This window comes from Aquabacterium sp. G14 (genome assembly GCF_037482285.1).
In the GTDB taxonomy this organism is placed as follows: domain Bacteria; phylum Pseudomonadota; class Gammaproteobacteria; order Burkholderiales; family Burkholderiaceae_C; genus Aquabacterium.
In genome coordinates this window covers 84,100-99,215 of the sequence record NZ_JBBEYB010000003.1, presented here as the reverse complement: position 1 = coordinate 99,215, position 15,116 = coordinate 84,100, and the positions used below count along the sequence as shown (strand labels likewise).

At 63.6% G+C, this 15,116-nt stretch carries 12 protein-coding genes; 4 read left to right on the top strand and 8 right to left on the bottom strand.

The window, feature by feature from the left end; genetic code table 11:
- Positions 1–95 precede the first annotated feature (95 nt).
- Both WIT60_RS04885 and WIT60_RS04880 read right to left on the bottom strand, forming a co-directional pair.
- A complete protein-coding gene (locus tag WIT60_RS04885) occupies positions 96–647 on the bottom strand; it encodes a hypothetical protein (RefSeq protein WP_339582829.1) in 552 nt (183 codons plus the stop codon).
- Positions 648–674: 27 nt separating this feature from the next.
- Positions 675–1,910, bottom strand: coding sequence for a JmjC domain-containing protein (locus WIT60_RS04880; protein ID WP_339582828.1), 1,236 nt, complete (start codon positions 1,908–1,910; stop codon positions 675–677).
- 137 nt (positions 1,911–2,047) lie between these two features.
- On the opposite strand from WIT60_RS04880, the gene WIT60_RS04875 reads away from it, so the two are divergent.
- Positions 2,048–2,569: an FKBP-type peptidyl-prolyl cis-trans isomerase gene (locus WIT60_RS04875; protein WP_339582827.1), complete on the top strand. Its 522-nt coding sequence runs from the start codon at positions 2,048–2,050 to the stop codon at positions 2,567–2,569.
- An 87-nt stretch (positions 2,570–2,656) separates the two neighbouring features.
- Here WIT60_RS04875 and dut read toward each other — a convergent pair whose 3' ends face one another.
- The 6 genes from dut to alaS all read right to left on the bottom strand — a co-directional run bounded on the left by dut (position 2,657) and on the right by alaS (position 10,460).
- Positions 2,657–3,106, bottom strand: coding sequence for a dUTP diphosphatase (gene dut / locus WIT60_RS04870; protein ID WP_339582826.1), 450 nt, complete (start codon positions 3,104–3,106; stop codon positions 2,657–2,659).
- Positions 3,103–4,335 (bottom strand): bifunctional phosphopantothenoylcysteine decarboxylase/phosphopantothenate--cysteine ligase CoaBC, encoded by a 1,233-nt coding sequence (gene coaBC / locus WIT60_RS04865; RefSeq protein WP_339582825.1) that lies wholly within the window; start codon positions 4,333–4,335, stop codon positions 3,103–3,105. Before coaBC ends, dut begins: the two co-directional genes overlap by 4 nt.
- A gap of 72 nt (positions 4,336–4,407) precedes the next feature.
- Positions 4,408–5,430, bottom strand: coding sequence for an AraC family transcriptional regulator (locus tag WIT60_RS04860; protein WP_339582824.1), 1,023 nt, complete (start codon positions 5,428–5,430; stop codon positions 4,408–4,410).
- A 197-nt stretch (positions 5,431–5,627) separates the two neighbouring features.
- A complete protein-coding gene (locus WIT60_RS04855) occupies positions 5,628–6,692 on the bottom strand; it encodes a helix-turn-helix domain-containing protein (RefSeq protein WP_339582823.1) in 1,065 nt (354 codons plus the stop codon).
- 73 nt (positions 6,693–6,765) lie between these two features.
- Positions 6,766–7,650 (bottom strand): metal-dependent hydrolase, encoded by an 885-nt coding sequence (locus tag WIT60_RS04850; RefSeq protein WP_339582822.1) that lies wholly within the window; start codon positions 7,648–7,650, stop codon positions 6,766–6,768.
- Positions 7,651–7,832: 182 nt separating this feature from the next.
- Positions 7,833–10,460 (bottom strand): alanine--tRNA ligase, encoded by a 2,628-nt coding sequence (gene alaS / locus WIT60_RS04845; protein ID WP_339582821.1) that lies wholly within the window; start codon positions 10,458–10,460, stop codon positions 7,833–7,835.
- Between the two features lie 263 nt (positions 10,461–10,723).
- On the opposite strand from alaS, the gene WIT60_RS04840 reads away from it, so the two are divergent.
- The 3 genes from WIT60_RS04840 to WIT60_RS04830 all read left to right on the top strand — a co-directional run bounded on the left by WIT60_RS04840 (position 10,724) and on the right by WIT60_RS04830 (position 15,043).
- Positions 10,724–12,256 carry a BCCT family transporter gene (locus WIT60_RS04840; RefSeq protein WP_339582820.1) on the top strand — a complete coding sequence of 511 codons (1,533 nt, stop codon included), beginning with the start codon at positions 10,724–10,726 and terminating at the stop codon, positions 12,254–12,256.
- A 165-nt stretch (positions 12,257–12,421) separates the two neighbouring features.
- Positions 12,422–13,495, top strand: coding sequence for a porin (locus WIT60_RS04835; protein ID WP_339582819.1), 1,074 nt, complete (start codon positions 12,422–12,424; stop codon positions 13,493–13,495).
- A gap of 69 nt (positions 13,496–13,564) precedes the next feature.
- The gene (locus WIT60_RS04830; protein WP_339582818.1) at positions 13,565–15,043 is read left to right on the top strand and encodes an NAD-dependent succinate-semialdehyde dehydrogenase; all 1,479 of its coding nucleotides are present in this window, start codon (positions 13,565–13,567) and stop codon (positions 15,041–15,043) included.
- Positions 15,044–15,116 lie beyond the last annotated feature (73 nt).

Below are 15,116 nucleotides of genomic sequence, written 5' to 3'. Positions count from 1 at the left end.
TCAATAAAACCGGTGATATTGGAAATATGTGCGACGCCACACATTGGCTTCGCTCAGTATTCAGCTGTGAATTATACGGCGGATCAGGCTAACCCTTATAGCCCCAGCGTGGTTGGTGGCAAAGCATCGTGGGATCGTTGCGAAATTACATCAACTTCCGACAACCAATCGCCGATGACAGCCGGGTCTCGCGTCCACAGGCCCCTGCCTACCAGGGGTTCCATGACGCGCAAAGCCAATTTCTCATGCAACACCAGCAGGGTGGGTACCGATGACGCCAGATCCTCAGGAGCCTGGCGACACAACACCCGATGCGACCAGACTTTGCGCCACTGGACCCATCGCGGATGACTGCGCGCGAAGCCATCGAAGTTGGCAGCCAAAACCTGACAATGAATCTCCCGGGCCGACCCTAGAACCCATTGCTGGAACGCCTCGACCACCTCCCGATGGCCGAGAGGCCAGTGTGTGAAATCACGATCGCTGAGGGTGATGCATCCTGGCTCGGCAGCTGCCATCGCCATGGCCGCACTGACGCGATCGGCAAAATCACGCCAACTGCCGATTCGGCCAGACAGCTCTGATACGGGGTGAAGCTCGGCACTGGCCGCGCGCCCCTCGGTCGGCTTCGGGATATTTCCGCTCATGCCTCGGATCTTTGCACGCTCAAGACGTCAAGCCAAGGGGTGCAACCACCCATCTTCCGCCCACTGGTTCAACAACTCGCGCACCGCCTCGCTGACCTTCGCCACCGATGCAGCCGGCAGGAAGCGCTGATCGGCCAGTTCGCGCAAATGCCGCGCATCCTTGCCGCCCGCGCGCCATGATTCACCGTTGGCAAACACGCGCTGCCCGTCGTACATCATGCGGGTACGCGGGTCCAACTTCACGCCCACCCCGTCAGGCAGGGGCTCTCCGGGCTGGAACCACACCCGCGGTTTGGGCTCCGTCAGGATCTCACCCAACGCCGACTGCAGGCCGGCTTCGTCCTTGATCAGGCGTGCCACGGCATCGGCGGTGAACTTCTGCAAGGCCTCAGGGATCAGGCCCGGGTTCTTCGTCGCCGTTTGCTTCGGGTCTTGGTACAGGCGCGCCTTGTCGACCGTGTCCATGGCCTCCATCCAGCGAATCAGCACCTCGCGCCCCAGATCGGTGGACTCCGGCACGCGGAAACCGATCGAACAGGTCATGCACTCACCTTGGGCAATGCCATCGTGCGCCCAGCGAGGCGGCAGGTACAGCATGTCGCCGGGCTCCAGCACGTGCTCTTCCTCGGGCACAAAATGGGTCAGGATCTTGAGCGGCACATCGTCCTGCAGGCGGGCATCCTTCAGTGGCCCGATGCGCCAACGGCGCTGTCCGTGCACCTGCAGCAAGAACACGTCGTACGAGTCGTAATGCGGACCCACGCCGCCGCCATCGGTGGCGTAGGAGATCATCAGGTCGTCCAGGCGCGCATCGGGCACAAAGCGGAACTGCTGCAACAAGTCGTAGGCAGCGGGCACGTGCAGGTCCAGCCCTTGCACCAACAAAGTCCAACCCGGCTGCTCCACCGGAGGCAGGCTGCGTCGGCTCAGGGGGCCGTGGGTCAACTGCCATTGCCCCGGCACAGCGCTTGTCTTGCTGCGAGCCTTCTTTTGCACCGCAGAACCTGTGGCGTGTTCACGTACGATCAGGCGCGATTCGACGTCGTCCTGCCCCGCCAAGGCAAACAGCTTGGCGCGCTCGATGGGACTGCGCACACCGGGTATCGCCTGGCGGATCAGCAAAGGCTTCTTCTGCCAGTACTTCCGCATGAAGGTCTCGGGCGACATGCCGCCCAGCAAAGGCGTGATTTGGTCGACGGGCAGCGGGCCGGCCGGTGCGGCCGACGTGGCCGTCACGGATGCAGAGGTTTTGGTCGATTTCATGCCCGCATTGTGGCGCCATCTGTACCTATTGAGGATGATTCCGCTCAACGAAAACAACCCTGCTTGGCAGGCGCCCCCACAGGGCTGACGCACAAGCCGATTGCACGCCCCCCGCTACCTCGTGAGATGATCGCGGCATGATCATTACCTCACCCTGTGTCGTGAGCCTGGTGTGGCGTCTGGAAGATGCCCAAGGCAACTTGGTAGACGAGCTCAACGAGCCGATGGAATTCCTGTTGGGCGGCGAAGACCTGCTCCCCAAGGTTGAAGAGACGCTGTTGGGCCAGAGCGTGGGCTTTGAGGCCCACCTGCATCTGGAGCCTGAGCACGCGTTCGGCGACTATGACGCCGACCTGGTGTTCTTCGAAGAGCGCGATATTTTCCCGCCCGAAGTCGCCGAAGGCATGCAGTTCGAAGGCCCGCCCGAAGGCTCGAAAACGCCGGACCTGAACCCCGACGCCATCTACACCGTCACCGAGGTGTACGACAGCCACGTGGTGCTCGACGGCAACCACCCCTTGGCCGGCTTGGCCGTGCGCATCAGCCTGAAAGTTCTGGACGTGCGCCCCGCAACCGAAGAGGAAATCGAGCAGGGCTCGGTGTCAGAGGCCCTGCTGGGCTTCACACCCTCTGCCCCGCCTGGCGAAACACTGCACTGACCCTCATTCCCCTGCTTGTCTGGCCGCCTTGTGCGGCCATTTTCTTGCGCGCTGTGCCGGGCACGCGCGCGGGCAGATGCCAGCCGGTCAGCCTCGGCCGGTTGAGCCGAAACCACCCTCCCCTCGTTCGCTGGCATCGAAGCTCTCCACCTGGCGGAACTGGGCTTGAACGACGGGCACGATGACGAGCTGAGCAATGCGCTCCAAAGGCTGGATGGTAAAGGCCTCACTGCCTCGGTTCCAGCAACTCACCATCAGCGGCCCCTGGTAGTCCGAGTCGATCAGGCCGACCAGGTTTCCCAGCACGATGCCATGCTTGTGCCCCAAGCCAGAGCGCGGCAGGATCATCGCGGCCAGACCGGGGTCGCCCAGGTGCATGGCCAGACCCGTGGGAATCAGCTGCGCCTGGCCAGGCTCCAGCACCACTGGTGCGTCCACACAGGCACGCAAGTCCAATCCGGCGCTGCCTGGGGTGGCGTAAGCTGGCAAGGCGTCCGCCACGCGGGTGTCAAGGATGCGGATGTCAACGATGGTCATGGGTTCACAGCTTGAAGTCGTTGGGCGATGTCTTGCATCAAGGCCCGGGCCAGGGTGAGTTTGTCGGCGCGGCCGCCGTCCGGGGGTAAAGCGCGATCGGAGGTCGCGTCGATCAGCAGCAGCGCGTTATCGTCCCGGCCGAAGGTGGCCGGTCCGAGGTTGCCCACGATCAGCGGGATGCGCTTGCGCAGCATCTTGGCGCGGGCATGCTCCAGCAGACGCTCGCTTTCGGCGGCAAAGCCCACGCAGTAAGGGGCGTCGCTCAGGCCTGCCACGGCGGCGAGGATGTCGGGGTTCTCGGTGAGCTCGAAGGTCGGCACGTCCTTGCCGCCCTCTTTCTTGATCTTGTGCTCGGCTGAATTGGCCGGCCGCCAGTCGGCCACCGCGGCGGTGGCGATGAAAACGTCGTGCTGCTGCGCCTGGGGCACCACGGCATCGAACATCTGCTGCGCCGTCATCACATTCTGGCGACGCACGCCACGCGGGGTGGGCTGGTGCACCGGGCCGGCCACCAGGGTGACCTCGGCGCCGGCTTCTCGCGCAGCCCGCGCGATGGCAAAACCCATCTTGCCACTGGAGTGGTTGGTGATGCCACGCACCGGGTCGATGGGCTCGAAGGTCGGGCCGGCCGTGATCAGCAGGCGCTTGCCCGCCAGCACCTTGGGCTGGAAGAAGGCGATCAGGTCTTCCAGCAACTCGGCGGGCTCGAGCATGCGGCCGTCACCCACCTCGCCACAGGCCTGGTCACCACAGCCGGGGCCCAGGATGACGGCGCCATCGACCTGCAGTTGCGCGACATTGCGTTGCGTGGCCGGGTGGGACCACATCTCGCGGTTCATGGCGGGCGCCACCAGCAGGGGGCAACGCTCGCGAGGGCGGGCGAGGCAGGTCAGGCTGAGGAGTTCGTCGGCACGGCCTTGAACGAGGCGGGCGATGAAATCGGCACTGGCCGGGGCCAGCACGATGGCGTCGGCCTCGCGCCCCAGGTTGATGTGCGCCATGTTGTTGGGCTCGCGCGCATCCCACTGGCTGGTCACCACCGGACGGCCCGAGAGGGCCTGCATGGTTACCGGCGTGATGAAGGACGCAGCCGCTTCGGTCATGACCACCTGCACGGTGGCCCCTGCCTTGGTGAGAAGGCGCACGAATTCGGCCGATTTGTAGCAGGCGATGCCGCCTGTCAGGCCCAGCACGATGTGCTTGCCCTGGAGTTCTGAGGGTTCGGACATGGCTCGGACTCTAGCAGGGTCTGAGCGCCCTGCCCGTCAACCGTCAGCACACAAGGCACCTGCGCCTTACATTCAGGCTTTGACGGCCCCGAGCTGACTGCGATAAGCACTGGGCGACATACCGGTCCAGCGCTTGAACGCGAAGGTGAAGGCCCGGCGATCGGAAAAGCCCAGCTCATCACTGATGGACTCCATGCTGATGGCACGGCGACGCAGCATCACCTGAGCGCGATTGCACTTGGCCTCAGACTGGATGTCCACGTATTTGACGCCTTCGGTTTGCAAGCGGCGCTGCAGCGTGCGAGGGTGCAGGCCCAGGGCATTGGCTGTGGCCTCCAGCCCCTCACGCAGCAACTCAGGGCGACGCTCCAGCGCCCAGCGGACCTCATCGACAATGCGGCGCTCGCCCCCTTCCTGGCTCAAGCGACGCTCAATGCGTTGACGCGCCTGACTCAGTGCTTCGGGCAAGGGGGCGTTCAAGGGCATGTCCAGCCAGCGGCGATCCATCACCAGGGCATCGGCCCCTTCGTTGAAGAAGACCGGCACGCCGAAATGGTCGGCAAAGCGCTGCTGATGAGCTGGCGCGGGCATGGCCATGCGCACGGACAGCAGCCAGTGCGAGCCACGCGTGGCACGCTTGATCAACTGATTGACGGCGGCCAGCACGACCTCACGCACATGGCACATCTCCCGGGGATCAATGTCCGGGACATCCATCACGACACGCAGGTGGGCCTCGGCGCCGAACTCATCCAGTCGCAACGACATCCAGGGCACCAGCAGTTCACGGGCCCAGCCAGCGAGTTCCAGCAACTCGCGGATGCTGGAGCTGGAGCTCACGAACGCATCGAACTCGGCGTAGTGCTCGAACATGAAATTCTCGCCCAACGCGAACGGAAAGTGATGTCCACGGGCGCGCTCGACGCACAGCGTGAAAGCTTTGAAGAGGTTGATTGGAGACACCCGCAACTGGGCGTGTGGATCATGCTGACTGATCCCCAGTTCGCGCAAAACCGGGTCGATCGTGAAGCCGCACACGGAGGCGGCTTGGCGCCAGCTTCCCAGAGACGGAACGGGCACGGACGATGTGGACAAGGAGCGTTGCATAGTGGGCATCAAAACAGGCGCATTTCAAGACTGCTGAGTCGCGTCTGGACAGCTCAAATCTATGCCGTCGCCCAGGGGTGCACAAGGAAGGGTCACCCTCGATAAGGATCATTTCACGCCACAGGCACCCATGTGGTTGTCGTGAAAACCCGCACGATACCCCTGCATTCAGGGGGCGTATGGTGTCAATGTTGCTGCTCTCGCCAGGCGCTGGGCGTCAATCCTTCCCACCGTTTGAAAGCGGCGGTGAACGCACGGCGGTCTGAAAACCCCAGACGCAAGCTGATCTCGTCGATGGAGGGCTGGCCCTGCTTGAGCCACTGACAGGCGAGACGGTGTCGCATCCGCGCCTGGACAGCCAGATAGCTGTCGTTCTCGTCCTTCAGGCGACGCTGAAGGGTGCGGGGATGCAGGTTCAGGCGCTCGGCCATGTCCTCCACACCCAAGGCCAGCAACTCGGGCTCGCGCTGCAACAGGGCCTCGATCTCGGCCGCCACACCCTGACGCCGAGCCTCACGGCCCAGGCGTTGCTCAGCCAGGAACTGGGCCTGCTCGTGCAATGCCGGAAAGGCACCTTCCAAGGGCAGGTCCAAGAGGTGACGCTCGAACCTCAGGGCGTCGGCGGGGGCGTTGAAGTTCACGGGGACGCCAAAGAACGCCTCGATCTGGGCTGCGTGTGGCACGGGAGGCCCCTTGAGGTCGATGCCGATGAAGCCCGTTTCAGAGCCCTGCAGGGTGCGCCCGAACTTGCGAATGCACGCCAAGGTGGCGTGGATGACGAGGTGCAAGGGCAAGGCGTGCGCGACAAGCTTTTGCAAGGGCAGGTCGAACGCCACGCAGACCCTGGCTTCGTCGCCCTGCTCTTGCACTTCCAGCGTCAACCAGGGCAGCACCATCATGCGAGCCAGATCGGCCGCTCGCAGGGCATCACGCAGGCTGGGGCTGGTGGTCAGCAGGGTCTCGAACTCGGGCAGGGACTCGAAGGCGAAGGTGTCGCCCAGCACCAGCGGAAAGTACTGGTCCGGCGAGAGCGCCACGCACTGCTCCAGCAGCGAGATCAGCTGCAAGGGAGACACCCGCGCGTCTTCCAGCCGAATCAGGTCGATTTTGATACCGGCTTCTTTGAACAAGGGCTGAACGTTGAAGCCACATTTGGTGGCCGCCTTGATCCACGCAGAGAGCATGAACAAGGGGATGGGCTTGATGCCCATGGCTTCCAGAACGGCAGGAGGTGGCAGAGGGATACGCATGGACGAAATCGGCACACCCACAGTCAGGGTGTGCCGAAGTCTAACCACAATGGCAGGACGTGCCTGCGAGGGTTCACCGCATCATGGCCGCACGGGCCATTTCGCTCGCCTCGATGGGATCACGGTGGCGGTTGAAACCGGCCAGCCACTCCTCGTAGCCCGGTTGATCGGCTTCCTGCCAGGGGTGGTAGCCCGGCTTGTAGTACTGGATGTAGTGCTTATGGGTTGGCCACAGGAAGCCGCCAGGCTTGAGCAGCCAGTGGATGCCGTTGATGTTGAGCTTGACGCGCTCCCAGAAGCTGAAGCCGTCTTCCTTGAGCATGCGGTTGGCAAACTTCAGGATGACGCGGGGGAACATGACGGTGGCGTGCACCAGCGCCGTGACACGGCGAACGTAGTCCACCTTGGCGTAGTCGATCATGACGTCGTAGGCGACACCCTTGTGCTCGACCTCTTCGATGGCGTGCCAGGCGTACATGGCCCGCACCTTGGGGTGGGCGTCGCCCAGAATGTCGCGCTCGTCGAACATGGCGTGGGCGCCCAGTGCAGTCAGGTGCTCCAGCGCACCGGTGATGGCCAGGGTGTACTTGCGGCTGAAACGGTTGCGGTACTTCGTGAACAGCAGGTTGTCGAGCCAGCCGATCAACTCGTCCACGGGCATGCCTTGCTTGCGCAGCAACTCGTTGTACTGGTTGTGCACCATGCTGTGCTGGGCTTCCTGACGGTTGAAGTCCTTGATGTCCTGCAACAGCTTGGGGTCGGTGACCTGGTCGCGATAGTCACGCACGGTGACCATGAAGAACTTCTCGCCAGGCGGGAAGATCAGCGACATGGCGTCGAAGAAACGCGTACGGAACGGATCGCCGCCGAACCAGTGCTTCGGGATGCTCTCGTCGAAGCCAAAGTCCAGCTTTTCACGGGGCACGATCGGGTGTTGCTTGTCGAATTGTTGGCTCATCTGTCGTCCTCGCAGGTATTCCGCAATGGACTCATGGTACGAAGACAGCAGCCTCAGCCACAGGATGAAAGGTGACAGCAGGGTTTCGTACGCGACATCTTCACGTTGGTGCTTACCCCTGATGCCATGAAAAAGGGCTCCCGAAGGAGCCCTGAAGGTCATGTCGGTGAACGATGAAAACGTCAGACGCGCTCGGTCACCCAGGCCTGGACGCTGGCCAGTGCGGCCGGCAAGGCGGCCGGCTCGGTGCCACCGGCCATGGCCATGTCGGGCTTGCCACCGCCCTTGCCACCCACTTGCTGGGCAACGAAGTTGACCAACTCGCCAGCCTTGACCTTGCCAGTGGTGTCGGCAGTCACGCCGGCCGCGATCTGGACCTTGCCGCCCTCCACCGCCGCCAGCACGATGGCGGCGGTCTTGAGCTTGTCCTTGAGCTTGTCCATGGTCTCGCGCAGGGTCTTGGCGTCGGCACCTTCCAGCGTCGCGGCCAGCACCTTGATGCCGTTCACATCGACGGCCTTGGCCATCAGCTCGTCGCCCTGGCTGGACGCCAGCTTGCCCTTGAGGGCGGCGATTTCCTTTTCCAGCGCGCGGATCTGCTCTTGGGCCGCGGCCACGCGGGCCGGCACCTCGTGCGGGGTGGCCTTCAGCAAGGCGGCCACGCCTTCCAGCGTGCTTTCCAGGTTCTGGGTGTAGGCCAAGGCGTTGGCGCCGGTGATGGCTTCCACGCGGCGCACGCCAGCGGCCACACCGCCTTCGGCCACGATCTTGAACAGGCCGATGTCACCGGTGCGCTGCACGTGGGTGCCGCCGCACAGCTCCTTGGAGGAACCGATGCTCAGGACGCGCACGGTGTCACCGTACTTCTCACCGAACAGCATCATGGCGCCCGACTTCTGCGCGTCGTCCAGTGCCATCACCTGAGCCTGGGCTTCGGCGTTGAGCAGGATTTCGGCGTTGACCAGCTCTTCCACTTCGCGGATTTGCTCGGCGGTCATGGGCGCGTTGTGGGCGAAGTCGAAGCGGGTGCGGTCGGCGGTGACCTGCGAACCCTTTTGCTGCACGTGGTCGCCCAGCACTTCGCGCAAGGCCTTGTGCATCAGGTGGGTGGCGCTGTGGTTGCGCACGGTCTTGGCGCGCACGTCGGCATCGACCTTGGCGTTGAGCTTGTCGCCCACCTTGATGCTGCCTTCGACCACGCGGCCGTGGTGACCGAACACGTCGGCCTGGATCTTTTGCGTGTCTTCGACGATGAAGCGACTGGTGGCGTTACGCAGGTCGCCGCTGTCGCCACACTGGCCGCCGGACTCGGCGTAGAACGGCGTGTGGTCCAGCACGATGACGGCGTCGTCACCGGCCTGGGCTTCCTGCACCTGGGCGCCGTCCACATAGATGGCGGTGACGTTGGCCGCGTCCACCGTCAGGTGCTCGTAGCCGTGGAAGCCGGTGGGCACGCCCGAATATTCCAGGCCAGCGGCCATTTTGAACTTGCCGGCGGCGCGGGCCTGCTCGCGCTGGCGGGCCATGGCGGCGTCAAAGCCGGCCTGGTCCACGGTGACGTCGCGCTCACGGCACACGTCGGCGGTCAGGTCGACCGGGAAGCCGTAGGTGTCGTGCAACTTGAAGGCGGTTTCGCCGTCGATCTGCTTCTCGCCCGCTGCCAGGGCGCCTTCCAGGATTTCCATGCCGTGGGCGATGGTCTGGAAGAAGCGCTCTTCTTCGGTCTTGAGCACCTCGGTAATGCGCTTTTCGTTCTGGCGCAGCTCGGGGTAGGCCTCGCCCATCTGTTCGACCAGGGCCGACACCAGCTTGTGGAAGAAGGGGGTGCGGGCGCCCAGCTTGTAGCCGTGGCGGATGGCGCGGCGGGTGATGCGGCGCAGCACGTAGCCACGGCCTTCGTTGCTGGGGATCACGCCGTCGGCGACCGTGAACGAGCAGGCGCGGATGTGGTCGGCAATCACCTTCAGGCTGGGGCTGGCGGCATCGCAGTTCTCGCCACCGGCGGCGTCCACGGCGGTCTTGGCCGCAGCCAGCAGCGCCTGGAACAGGTCGATTTCGTAGTTGCTGTGCTTGCCTTGCAGCACGGTGGCAATGCGCTCCAGGCCCATGCCGGTGTCCACCGAGGGCTTGGGCAGCGGATGCATCACGCCGTCTTCGGTGCGGTTGAACTGCATGAAGACGTTGTTCCAGATCTCGATGTAGCGGTCGCCGTCTTCATCAGGGCTGCCGGGAGGGCCGCCAGCGATGTCCGGGCCGTGGTCGTAGAAGATCTCGGTGCAGGGGCCACAGGGGCCGGTGTCGCCCATCATCCAGAAGTTATCGGACATGTAGCGGCCGCCCTTGTTGTCACCGATGCGCACGATGCGCTCGGCAGGCACGCCCACCACCTTGTTCCAGATCTCGTAAGCCTCGTCGTCTTCGTGATAGACGGTGACCCACAGCTTTTCCTTGGGCAGCTTGAACTGTTCGGTCAGCAGTTCCCAGGCGTAGCTGATGGCGTCGTGCTTGAAGTAATCACCGAACGAGAAGTTGCCCAGCATCTCGAAGAAGGTGTGGTGACGGGCGGTGTAGCCGACGTTGTCCAGGTCGTTGTGCTTGCCGCCAGCGCGGATGCACTTTTGCGAGGTGGTGGCGCGGCTGTACGGACGCTTGTCAAAGCCCAGGAACACGTCCTTGAACTGGTTCATGCCGGCGTTGGTGAACAGCAGGGTCGGGTCATCGCCCGGCACGACGGGGCTGGATGCCACGATAGTGTGGCCCTTGGACTGGAAGTACTCCAGGAAGGTCTTGCGGATGTCTGCGGCTTTCATTCGACGACTTTCAGGACGCTACGGTGAGACGAATCAAGGACCTTTCCGGGCGAATCGGGGCATGCTCGGTCGGGCCGCTTGCGTACGCGGCAAAACTTTGCATTATAGATTTCACGACCACACTCGCTGTTCCTTGTTGAGGCGTGATGAAACACGATAACCGCCTTAAGGGCATGGTTTTACGCAGCAGTTTGATTTTCCTTGGCGGCTAGACTCGGTCGCTCTCTGCGCAAAAGCGTTTTACTTTTTCACAGGAGCATCCCATGCAATTGCTGCTGTCTGCGGGACTGATCCTGATCATCATGTCCTGGGGCATCCTCGCACCAAGCTCTCTTGGCGCATTCTTTGATCAGGCTCTGGCAACCATCACCACCAATTTCGGCTGGCTTTACCTCTGGGTGGTGCTTGGCCTGGTGATCGTGGCCGCTTTGCTGGCCTTCAGCCGCTACGGCGACCTCAAACTGGGTGATGAAGACGAAGAACCCGAGTTCTCCGTCGGTAGCTGGTTTGCCATGTTGTTTGCGGCAGGCATGGGCATCGGTTTGGTGTTCTGGGGGGTGGCCGAGCCCATTTCCCATTACGGCGCCCCGCCTCCGGGCATCACGGCCAACACCCCAGAGGCAGCCAATGCGGCCATGCGCTACAGCTTCTTCCATTGGGGCCTGCACCCCTGGGCGGTGTACAGCGTGGTGGCGCTGGCCATTGCCTTCTTTTCATTCCGCCGCGGCAAGCCGGCCCTGATCAGCTCGGCGACCGAGGCACTGCCTTTTGCCTGGGCGCCCAAGCTGACCGTGGTCGTGAACGTGCTGGCCGTCGTCGCCACCGCCTTTGGCGTGGCCGCCTCACTCGGTATCGGCGCTTTGCAGATCAACAGTGGTTTGCACGCCGTGTTCGGCTTGCGGGTGGGCATCGCCTCGCAGTTGGCCATCATCGCCGTGACCACGGCGTTGTTCCTGACTTCGGCCCTCACGGGTGTGAGCAAGGGCATCAAGTGGCTGTCCAACATGAACCTGATGCTGGCGCTGATCCTGATGCTGATTGTGTTCATGGTGGGACCCACGGTGGCCATCATCGACACCTTCACCAACACGCTGGGCGCTTACGCCAGTGAGTTCGTGCGCATGAGCCTGCGCATGACCCCGTTCCGCGACAGCGGCTGGGTGGGCGGCTGGACGATTTTCTACTGGGCATGGTGGATTGCATGGTCGCCGTTCGTCGGCCTGTTCATCGCTCGTGTGTCCCGGGGCCGCACCATCCGCGAGTTCATCCTGGGCACGGTGGCTGCCCCCACCCTGGCGGGTTTCGCCTGGTTCTCTGTGTTCGGAGGGGCTGCCTTGCACATGGAGATCTGGCAACAGGTGCCGCTGGCCGAAGCCGTCAAGACCGACATCTCGACGGCACTGTTTGTCATGTTCGAAGCCCTGCCCTTCGGCACGGTGATGTCGCTGGTGGCCACCGCCCTCGTGCTGCTGTTCTTCGTGACTTCGGGCGACTCGGCCACCCTGGTGCTGGGCATGATGAGCACCGGCGGCCAGCCCAACCCCAGCAGCAAGATCAAGGTGATGTGGGGCCTGCTGGTGGGCGGGATTGCCGCCATCCTGTTGTTGGCGGGTGGCGTCAAAGCCGTGCAGACCGCCACGATCGTGTTCGCCCTGCCATTTGCGGTGGTCATCGTCCTGATGACCTACGCCCTGTGGCGCGCCATCCACGATGACTGGCACGCACAGGATGTGCGCCACAAGGCCTTGAATCGGCGCCTGCGCCAGCTTGCCGAGAGGCCACCAAGCGACACATGACCGTCGAGTTGTTGATGGCTCGGGGCAAGAGCTTCCTGTTCGTGCTGGCGGACAGCATGCGACCACGCCTGAAATAGACAGCCACAGCGCTCTTGCACACCCTGGGGCGCAAACCGCCTCACGGCGTTTGTGCCCCATCCATCACGAACGAGGAGGTTGAGTGACATGTCCATGTCAATTGGTTCACTGCACACCTGCCGGGTGATCGCCCTGGTTACATCTGTCATGTGGACAGGTGCGGCCCATGCTCTGGATGCCCGCCCAAACACCACGCAGGTCGACTGGTATGCCTCGCTGAGACTGCAGGCGGAGTCAGTGCACCCGGACGAGCGCAGCGCGGCCAGCCGCTATACCGGCCTGCGCGATGCCTACTCACGTGTGGGTGTCTCGGTTCAGCATGCCCTGTCTCCCGCTCTGACGCTGAACGGGCAACTGGAGCTGCCTTTGGACATGGCGAATTTGTCTGTGCAGGACCCTTATGACCAGGGAGACAACGGGCGTGACAACCCGGAGCGCCTGCGCATTGCCCGCATCGGACTGCAAGGCGACTGGGGGGCCGTCCATTGGGGGCAGCAGTGGATGCCTTACTACAACGCCGTGTCGGCACCTGTCGACGCATTCAGCAGCTACTACAGCGGCTTTGCCACGTACACCGTTTTCCGAGTCAGGCACACCGTCGCCTACACCAGCCCGTCTTTTCGGGGGCTCAGCGCGTCGGCGGCTTATGCGCCTGCCAAAGGCAATCGGCGCTCCACCTCCCGCATTGATGACGAACGGGTGCAAGTGGCACTGAGCTACGACCTCGGTGCCACCCGTCTGGCAGACGCGCTGGACGACCGGGGAGACGCCGGCTACGGTCGCAACCGCCTCTATGGCCTGTCGGCCACTCACCGGGCAGGTGCCTGGCAGATGGCCGCCAAGTATGAGCGCTTTGACACGGGCAACCACAACCCAGGCAGCTTCAGCCGCGATGGCAACGAAGCCGTGAATCTGCTGGTAACCCACCAACGGGGTGACAACACCATCAAGGTCATGCTGGCCCGGGTCGAGGGATATGGCGAGAACATCGTTCACCTGGGGATTGACCACCAGTACAACCCGCAACTCAAGTTCTTTGCCGAGTTCTACAGCGAGGCTGAAACCGCCGCCATCACGACACGCGGCGACGGACTGTCGGGTTTCCGAGCCGCGACGAGCGGCGGACATGCCTGGCTGCTGGGCCTGCGTCGCGATTTCTGAGCCACTGCCCCGCCTCTTCTCAAGTCTATGATGGACGGCGCTGAGACCCCTTCTCCGGAGAAAAACACCATGACCTCCCCGCTGACCCAGCTCAACGACCCCAGCCTCCTCAAGACGCAAGCCCTGGTCAACGGGCAATGGCTAGACGGCCCGCAGCGTTTTGCCGTGACCGATCCCGCCACGGGCGCCCTGCTGGCCGAGGTGCCCAACCTGGGGGCCGAACAGACCGAAGCCGCCATTGCCGCTGCAGATGCAGCCTGGCCTGCCTGGCGGGCCATGTCGGCCAAGGCCCGCGCCAACATCCTGATGAAGTGGTTTCACCTGCTGAACCAGCACGCTGCTGACCTGGCACGCATCATGACGGCCGAGCAAGGCAAGCCACTGGCCGAGGCCAAGGGTGAGGTGCTGTACGGCGCCAGCTTTGTGGAATGGTTTGCCGAAGAGGCCCGCCGTGTGTATGGCGAGACCATTCCCAGCCCGGATGCGAGCAAGCGTCTGCTGGTGCTGCGCCAGCCGGTGGGCGTGTGCGCAGCGATCACGCCCTGGAACTTTCCGGTTGCCATGATCACCCGCAAGGTGGCGCCCGCCCTGGCGGCCGGCTGCCCGGTCGTCATCAAGCCGGCCGAGGCCACGCCCCTGTCGGCCCTGGCCGTGGCCGAGTTGGCCCAGCGTGCCGGGATGCCGCCTGGCGTGCTCAACGTCATCACGGCCGACGCACAGCGTTCCATCGAAGTGGGCAAGGTCTTGTGCGCCAGCGACACGGTGCGACACCTGTCCTTCACCGGCTCCACCGAGGTGGGTCGCATCCTGATGCAGCAGTGCGCCCCGACGGTCAAGAAGCTGTCGCTGGAATTGGGTGGCAATGCGCCCCTCATCGTGTTTGACGATGCCGACCTGGACGTGGCGGTCGAAGGCGCGCTGGCGAGCAAGTACCGCAACTCGGGTCAGACCTGCGTGTGTGCCAACCGCATGTATGTGCAGGCTGGCATCTACGACGCGTTTGTGACCCGACTGGCTGCCCGCGTGGCCGAGATCAAGGTGGGCAATGGCTTCGAGCAAGGCGTGGTGCAAGGCCCGCTGATCGATGCCGAGGCCCTAAACAAGGTGGAGACCCTGGTGGCCGACGCGGTGGCCAAGGGCGCCAAGGTATTGACCGGCGGTGCCCCGGCCCAGGTCGCGGGTGGCTCTTTCTACCAACCTACCGTGCTGGCGAATGTGAGCCAGGACATGCGCGTGGCCCGGGAGGAAATCTTCGGGCCGGTGGCACCGGTGTTCAAGTTCGAGACCGAGGCCGAGGCGATTGCCGCCGCCAACGCCACCGAATTTGGCCTGGCCAGCTACTTCTTCAGCCGTGACATCGGCCGCATCTTCCGCGTGGGCGAAGCGCTCGAGTACGGCATGGTGGGCGTCAACACCGGGATGATTTCGCACTGCGAGGCGCCGTTTGGCGGGGTCAAGCAATCCGGCCTGGGTCGCGAGGGCGCCCGCCAGGGTATGGACGACTACCTGGAGATCAAGTACCTCTGTCTGGGCGGCCTGAACAGCTGACGCTGCTGGCGCGGATCGTCGGTCATACTGTTGGTCAGACAGTGTGACCGACGTGAAACCGACAGGAGTCCGT

What these genes read in the sequence shown, in the direction of transcription:
- WIT60_RS04840 (WP_339582820.1), top strand. Translation starts at nt 10,724, where the DNA reads ATGCAATTGCTGCTGTCTGCGGGACTGATCCTGATCATCATGTCCTGG.
- WIT60_RS04880 (WP_339582828.1), bottom strand. Translation starts at nt 1,910, where the DNA reads ATGAAATCGACCAAAACCTCTGCATCCGTGACGGCCACGTCGGCCGCA.
- WIT60_RS04830 (WP_339582818.1), top strand. Translation starts at nt 13,565, where the DNA reads ATGACCTCCCCGCTGACCCAGCTCAACGACCCCAGCCTCCTCAAGACG.
- WIT60_RS04885 (WP_339582829.1), bottom strand. Translation starts at nt 647, where the DNA reads ATGAGCGGAAATATCCCGAAGCCGACCGAGGGGCGCGCGGCCAGTGCC.
- WIT60_RS04850 (WP_339582822.1), bottom strand. Translation starts at nt 7,650, where the DNA reads ATGAGCCAACAATTCGACAAGCAACACCCGATCGTGCCCCGTGAAAAG.
- WIT60_RS04855 (WP_339582823.1), bottom strand. Translation starts at nt 6,692, where the DNA reads ATGCGTATCCCTCTGCCACCTCCTGCCGTTCTGGAAGCCATGGGCATC.
- alaS (WP_339582821.1), bottom strand. Translation starts at nt 10,460, where the DNA reads ATGAAAGCCGCAGACATCCGCAAGACCTTCCTGGAGTACTTCCAGTCC.
- WIT60_RS04835 (WP_339582819.1), top strand. Translation starts at nt 12,422, where the DNA reads ATGTCCATGTCAATTGGTTCACTGCACACCTGCCGGGTGATCGCCCTG.
- dut (WP_339582826.1), bottom strand. Translation starts at nt 3,106, where the DNA reads ATGACCATCGTTGACATCCGCATCCTTGACACCCGCGTGGCGGACGCC.
- WIT60_RS04875 (WP_339582827.1), top strand. Translation starts at nt 2,048, where the DNA reads ATGATCATTACCTCACCCTGTGTCGTGAGCCTGGTGTGGCGTCTGGAA.
- coaBC (WP_339582825.1), bottom strand. Translation starts at nt 4,335, where the DNA reads ATGTCCGAACCCTCAGAACTCCAGGGCAAGCACATCGTGCTGGGCCTG.